General features: G+C 39.4%; 8 protein-coding genes. 7 read left to right on the plus strand and 1 reads right to left on the minus strand.

From position 1 onward, the window contains the following. The 7 genes from PKC55_RS18090 to PKC55_RS18120 all read left to right on the plus strand — a co-directional run. Window positions 1–449, plus strand: a 449-nt coding sequence (locus PKC55_RS18090; RefSeq protein WP_324373639.1) for a TolC family protein, incomplete at its 5' end; no start/stop codon positions are given. A 22-nt stretch (window positions 450–471) separates the two neighbouring features. Beyond that, window positions 472–1,554 carry an efflux RND transporter periplasmic adaptor subunit gene (locus tag PKC55_RS18095; RefSeq protein WP_006798299.1) on the plus strand — a complete coding sequence of 361 codons (1,083 nt, stop codon included), beginning with the start codon at window positions 472–474 and terminating at the stop codon, window positions 1,552–1,554. A 4-nt stretch (window positions 1,555–1,558) separates the two neighbouring features. Beyond that, window positions 1,559–4,759: an efflux RND transporter permease subunit gene (locus PKC55_RS18100; RefSeq protein ID WP_183308899.1), complete on the plus strand. Its 3,201-nt coding sequence runs from the start codon at window positions 1,559–1,561 to the stop codon at window positions 4,757–4,759. A gap of 7 nt (window positions 4,760–4,766) precedes the next feature. Next, window positions 4,767–5,078: a P-II family nitrogen regulator gene (locus PKC55_RS18105; protein ID WP_324373640.1), complete on the plus strand. Its 312-nt coding sequence runs from the start codon at window positions 4,767–4,769 to the stop codon at window positions 5,076–5,078. A gap of 2 nt (window positions 5,079–5,080) precedes the next feature. Next, entirely contained in the window at window positions 5,081–5,278 is a 198-nt protein-coding gene (locus tag PKC55_RS18110; RefSeq protein WP_324354888.1) for a YgaP family membrane protein, read from the plus strand. A 59-nt stretch (window positions 5,279–5,337) separates the two neighbouring features. Beyond that, window positions 5,338–6,252 (plus strand): phospholipase A, encoded by a 915-nt coding sequence (locus PKC55_RS18115; protein WP_324373641.1) that lies wholly within the window; start codon window positions 5,338–5,340, stop codon window positions 6,250–6,252. A gap of 16 nt (window positions 6,253–6,268) precedes the next feature. Further along, entirely contained in the window at window positions 6,269–6,886 is a 618-nt protein-coding gene (locus tag PKC55_RS18120) for a class I SAM-dependent methyltransferase (protein WP_324373642.1), read from the plus strand. Between the two features lie 74 nt (window positions 6,887–6,960). Here PKC55_RS18120 and PKC55_RS18125 read toward each other — a convergent pair. Next, window positions 6,961–7,180, minus strand: a 220-nt coding sequence (locus PKC55_RS18125; RefSeq protein WP_324373643.1) for a glycoside hydrolase family 15 protein, incomplete at its 5' end; no start/stop codon positions are given.

Genomic DNA, 7,180 nt, shown 5'->3' on the forward strand with positions numbered 1-7,180 from the left:
CACGTATCAATGCTTTCGGTTCGTATGGACTGAATGATTCTAAAGCCTTCAAATTCCGTAATGATTCTTATTTGGTAGGTATAAATCTAAGCTGGACAATATTTTCCGGCAATCAGAATCGGAGTAAGATGAAGTCTGCACAATTTCAACGTGATAAAATGCAAGAAGAGCTCAATCTGCACATCAAAAAAGAAGAACTGGAGCTAAATAAAACTAAGCGAGATCTGACCGATTTGCAAATAGAGATAAACAAGCAAAATACAAGTGTAGGGCAAGCCGACGAAGCCTTACGTATTCTAACCAATCGCCATCATGAAGGTTTAGCCAGCACCACTGACCTGTTGATGGCTCAAGCGCAACTTTCGCAACAGAAACTCCTGCTATCACAGTCCATCATGTCATATAATATCACAGAGGCATACCTCAATTTTTTATCAAAGACGAAATAATAAACAAAACCTATAAATAGATATGAAAACTTTAAGAAATGTATTTTTAGTAATAGTAGGTATCTCGGCTTTCTATTCCTGCTCTTCATCCAACAAGCCCGAGGATAAAGATAGAACCATAGTGAAAGTCGAAGTTTACACTCCAACTCAGTCATCTAACGAAGGCTTTTATCTTAGTGGTGAGGTCACAGCCAAGCAAACGGCCAATATCAGCACTCGTATGATGGGTTATATAACCAAAATATATGTGAAACCAGGCGACAAAGTAGCGTCAGGGCAACTCCTCGTATCTATTAGCAGCGATGATATTCTGGCAAAAAAAGCACAGGTACAGGCTATGATTACCGAAGCTGAAGCCGCGTCAAAGAATGCGCAGCGTGATTATGAGCGTTTCAAAACACTGCGCAGCCAAAACAGTGTATCAGACAAGGAACTCGAAGATGTGTCTTTGCAAAACACATCGATGAATGCGAAAGTGCAGATGGCTCGCCAGCAGATGAACGAAATAAATGCAATGCTTTCCTACACCAATATACGCGCACCATTCTCGGGAGTGGTAACACAAAAAATGCTGGACGAAGGCAGTATGGCAAACCCGGGAATGCCTATTCTGACGATTGAGCAGAGTGGCGAATTACAAATCGTAGCATCCATTCCCGAAAACTATATACCGTATGTCAAAATAGGAGATGTTGCCAAAATAGAGTTGAAATCATTAGGCACAACTATTGATGGAAAAGTATCGGAGCTTAGTCCGTCGGCATTCCGTACAGGGGGACAATATTCGATGAAGTTAGCTATCGACGCAAAAGATAAAACTAATATCCGCTCCGGCATGTATGTCAATATTTTGATACCGAATAAAACAGGAGAGGATATCTCTTCTAAAATTATGTTGGATAAAAACTCAATTGTTTATCGTGACCAACTGACAGGAGTATATGTAATAGACGATCAGAATCAAGCTAATCTTCGCTGGATACGTTTAGGTAAGACAATCGGCAATCAGGTAGAAGTACTTTCCGGCTTGAGCCAAAATGACAGAATTGTATCTAAAGCCGAAGGCAAATTATATAACGGAGTAAAAGTATCTGTAAATAAGTAAAATTATGGAAAACGGAATTTCAGGAAAAATAGCCGGAGCGTTTATCAAGTCAAAATTGAGTATCCTGCTCATGTTTGCCTTTATGCTCTTAGGACTGTTCAGCATATATTTCATTCCGCGCGAAGAAGAGCCTCAAATAGAAGTCCCTATGGCGGATATTATGATTGGTTATCCCGGGGCAACACCTCAGGAAGTAGAATCGGGAGTAATACAACCTATCGAAAAGATCATTTCGAATATCAAAGGGGTAGAGCATGTATATTCTACCTCTATGAATGGTATGGGTATGCTTACTGTACAATTCTTTGTGGGTGAAGATGTCGAGCGTTCGTTGGTTAAGCTCTACAATGAGATGATGAAGAATATGGATCGTATGCCACAAGGCGCAACTATGCCTTTGGTGAAATCGCGAGCCATAGACGATGTTCCTGCATTAGCTTTCACTCTTTGGAGTGATAAGATGGGCGATTATCAGATACGTCAGGTAGCAGAAGTGGTTGGCAACGAAATAAAGAAAATACCGGATGTAGCACAAGTCAATGTTGTAGGAGGACAGAGCCGTCAGGTAAAGGTCATGCTCGATAAGGATAAAATGGCACAGAGTAAACTAGACTTTGGAGCTATAACCCAAACTCTACAAGCGAACAATGCCCAAATGCAAAGCGGAAATATCGTAACAGGCGATATGGTTTATTCAGTGCAAACAGGCAATTTTTTTACCAATGTGGAAGAAGTGAAAAATCTGATTGTCGGAACAAATGATAATCAACCGGTCTATCTGTATCAAATCGCAGAAGTAGAAGACGGCCCCGAAGTCCCTAAACAATATGTTTCGTTTGGATATGGTGCTGCGTCGGGCGATAAAAAAGCGGATATGCCCGATGACTATTCTGCCGTAACTATTTCCATTGCTAAGAAAAAAGGTGCAGACGCCATGAAGCTGGCAGAGGTAGTGATCAACAAAGTAGAGCATCTGAAAAAAGATGTTATCACTAATGATATACATGTTGACGTTACCCGTAACTACGGAGAAACGGCATCACATAAAGTATCCGAATTGCTTTTTCACTTGTCTATTGCCATTGTGGTAGTAACCCTGTTTGTGATGTTGGCAATGGGCTGGCGTGGCGGATTGGTAGTATTTCTTTCCGTGCCTGTAACGTTTGCCCTGACTCTTTTTGCTTATTACTTCTTGGGATATACACTCAATCGTATTACACTGTTTGCTTTGGTGTTTGTTACAGGTATTGTTGTGGATGACTCCATTGTGATTGCGGAAAATATGCACCGTCACTTCAAGATGAAAAAACTACCACCGTTACAAGCTGCGCTATATGCTATCAATGAGGTAGGGAATCCGACTATCTTGGCAACGCTGACTGTTATCGCTGCCGTACTGCCCATGGCATTCGTATCGGGAATGATGGGGCCATATATGAGTCCGATGCCTATAGGTGCATCCATAGCCATGATTTTCTCTTTACTGGTAGCTCTGACATTGACTCCATATTTCGGCTATTTATTCTTAAGACATAAAGATAAAAAAGGAGAAGAACACGAAAGTGAAGAAAAAGAAACAGATTTGCACGAAACGAAAATATACAAATTATATGCTAAAATAGTAACACCGTTTTTGGAAAGCAGAAAACGCCGCTGGACATTTATGATTGGCTTAACTGTCGTTTTACTGGGATCGTTTGTGTTGTTTTATACAAAATCTGTTCCGGTAAAAATGTTGCCTTTCGACAATAAGAATGAATTTCAAGTAGTGATAGATATGCCGGAGGGAACGACATTGGAACGTACTGCCGCCGTAGCTAAAGAATTAGCTGTGTATATCAGTCGGAATGATAAGGTAACGAATTATCAAACTTATGTGGGAACATCCGCTCCTATCAGCTTTAACGGGTTGGTTCGCCATTATGATATGCGCATGGGTGATAATGTGGCCGATATACAAGTCAACCTTGTTGATAAAGGAGAACGTAGTGAACAGAGTCATGATATAGCTACATCAGTGCGTGCCGATTTGCAAGCTATCGGTAAAAAATACAATGCCAATGTAAAAGTGGTGGAAGTTCCTCCGGGTCCTCCTGTCATGTCTACCATTGCAGCCGAAGTATATGGCCCTGACTATGAACAACAAATAGCTGTAGCCAAACAGGTGAAAGATCTGTTGGCGCAAACTGACAATGTAGTCGATGTGGATTGGTCGGTAGAAGATGCTCAGACCGAATATAAATTTGAGGTGGATAAAGACAAAGCGATGAAATTGGGCATTCCGAATGCGCAAGTGGTTCAGAATATGAGAGCGGCTTTGTCGGGTATGTCCGTGGGTGTGTTGCATCAACCTGCGTCTGTCAATCAAGTTGGTATTATCCTTCAATTGCCTGAAAAAGAGAAATCTACTATTGAAGATGTATTAAGCCTAAAAGTGGTGAGTCAACAAGGAATGGCTATTCCTGTAGGCGATTTAGTGAAGGTTACAAAAGGAGAAAAAGAAAAGAGTATTCATCGCAAAGATCAGAAGCGTGTAGTGTATATATTAACCGAAGTTGCAGGAAGTTTGGAAAGTCCGATATATCCTATTACGGAAGTGTCTGATAGATTATCGCAGGTAAAACTTCCCGAAGGATATACTTTGTCGGAAGAATATAGTGAGCAACCAAAATATGAAGACAACTTTTCCTTAAAGTGGGATGGCGAATGGCAGATAACATATGAGGTATTCCGTGATTTGGGGCTGGCTTTTCTATTTGTACTGATCATTATCTATGTGCTGATTGTGGCTTGGTTTCAAAACTTTATTACACCCTTGGTACAATTGGCAGCTATACCGTTATCCTTGATTGGTATCATATTCGGGCATTGGATTATGGGAGCTTACTTTAGTGCTCCGTCAATGATTGGGTTTATAGCTCTTGCCGGAATCATGGTGCGAAATTCGGTATTACTTATCGACTTTATCGACATACGGCTCAAAGACGGCATCCCGTTGAAACAGGCTGTTATCGAAGCAGGGGCTGTACGTACAACGCCTATAGTTTTGACAGCAGGAGGTGTAGTTCTGGGGGCTATTGTAATTCTGTTCGATCCTATATTTCAAGGTCTGGCAATCTCGCTGATGGGAGGAACAATAACCTCTACCGTACTTACATTGATTGTAGTACCACTACTGTATTATAAAATGTTGAAAAGAAAGTAAAATGATTATGAAGCTATTAGTTGTATTAAGTATAAAAGAGTATCAGGAGCAGGTAGCAAGCCTACTCCAAGATGCCGGAGTGAAACGATTCAGTGTGACCAATATCACTGGCTATAAAAAGAAAGAGGAAAATTTGGGCTGGTTTGCGGCTAATGCGAGCAATGCTAAAACAAACTCTATAATGCTTTTCAGCTTTGTGACAAAAGAAATTGCTGATAAGGCTATCTCTGAAATTGATAGTTGCAATATTGAAACAAATAATCCTTTTCCTGTACACGCCTTTGTCCTTGATGTAGAAAACTTCTCTAAATTGATTTGATTATGAAACGTGAATATATTATCCGGATAGTCGCTGGGACAATGGTACTGACAGGTATATCCTTAGCTTATTTTGTATCTATCGGATGGTTGTTACTACCTGCATTTGTGGGAGTGAATCTGATACAGTCTTCATTTACTAAATTTTGTCCGTTGGAAATCTTGCTCGATAAATTGAACGTTAAACGGCGAATTGATTAATAAGTTTCTGAGAGAGCAAAACCGAATTCTGAAATCGTCTTTTGCTCTCTTTTTTAGATATGAAAACAATATTTTATATAATAATCGTATTGTTTATCCTCATTATACACATACCCAGGGTCTACTCACAAGAAAATACGATCTTACAGGTAGATAGTATTTCACTTCGGAATAACTATCTGAATGAGATGCAGTCAATAAATGTATTGAAACATAGACCGATTGAAGTTTCAGAAGACCTTGTAAGGTCTGTACTAGACAAGCAGGCTCCTTTTGCGGTGTATAAGGATAATTATATGGTAACGGGAATCCCTTTAAACAAATCGGTAACCCGTAAAACAGCGGATGCATTCTTCCAGTTTAGTATTCGCCACAGAGTTACCAGAAGCGTCTTGCCATTCAATTCGTTTTTGTACATTATTTATTCTCAAAAGTCATTCTGGGATATTTATGACAAATCGAGCCCTTTCCGCGATACGAATTACAATCCCGGAATAGGAGTCGGACGCTACATTATCAAAAACAACAAACTGAAAGGAGCGGTAATGGTTTCTCTGGAACATGAATCGAATGGAAAAGCAGGAGAAGATTCTCGTAGTTGGAACTATCTGAATCTGTCAGCCAAATATTTCTATAATATGCGCTTATCGGCTAAAGCTCAAGTGTATCTACCTTATGTGGATGGAGGTAATAATAAAGATTTGTTACGTTATAAAGGTTATGGTATCTTTTCGGTTAATTATATTGATAGTAAAAATTTATGGTGGTTCAGTCTTAATATAATCCCACGGGATAAGTTTATAAACCCTAATTTACACACATCTTTATCATTTAGAGTATCGAAAAATTCAAATCAATACTTAACTTTGGATTATTATGCCGGTTATGGAGAAGGGTTGCTGAATTACAAGAAATATACAAATCAGGTAAGAATAGGATTTACGATAAAACCGGATTTCTTCAGTGCATATTAACAAAAAATGAATGACTATGAATAATAAATGGGACGAAAGTTATAATATGAAAGAATACCGCTATGGAGAAGCTCCGAATCTATTTTTCAAGCAAATCATCGATACGCTTCCAATAGGAAAAATTCTTCTTCCGGCTGATGGAGAGGGACGAAATGGTGTATATGCAGCGACAAGGGGTTGGAATGTAGATGCTTTCGACCAAAGCCAGCAAGCTAAAGAAAAAGCCTTGCGTTTGGCTCAAAAGAATAGCGTGAATATTTCATTCAAAGTGATTGATTTCGAAGATATCTCTGAAAATTATATTGTCGACTCCTATGATGTAATTGCTCTTACCTATGTTCACCTACCGGAACAATTAAAAGAGAAATATCACAGGTCGTTATTGCCTTTGTTGAAAACCGGAGGGCATATTATTATTGAAGGATTCGGTAAAGAACATGTAAAACATCAGCAACAAAACCCATTAGCCGGAGGTCCGCCATATGTGGATATGATGTATTCGAAGCAAGAAATTCTCTCTATCTTTGATTCGATGGAGATCGATCTTTTAGAAGAAAAAGAAATAAGACTGGCAGAAGGTATAGGACATAACGGAAAAGCTTCCGTTATACGCTTTGTAGGGAAAAAGATATAAAAAAACAAAGGCACAGGTTCTCATTACCTGTGCCTCTATTGTATAACTTATAAAAAACTCTACTGAGTCAATTTTCAAGGTTTAATAAAATTGATATATCTCCGTTCCTCCGAGAATAGTAAAGCAGTCTTTATCAATGCCAGATGGGAATACGCCTGAGGGAAATTCCCCATCATACGCTTGGTTTCGAAATCCAGATCCTCACTAAATAATCCCAGATGATTAGAATACGTCAGTAGCTGATCAAATATTTTCCGGGCTTCGCCTTTCTCTCCAATCATAAACAATGCACGA

This window comes from Dysgonomonas sp., from assembly GCF_035323175.1.
GTDB lineage: Bacteria > Bacteroidota > Bacteroidia > Bacteroidales > Dysgonomonadaceae > Dysgonomonas.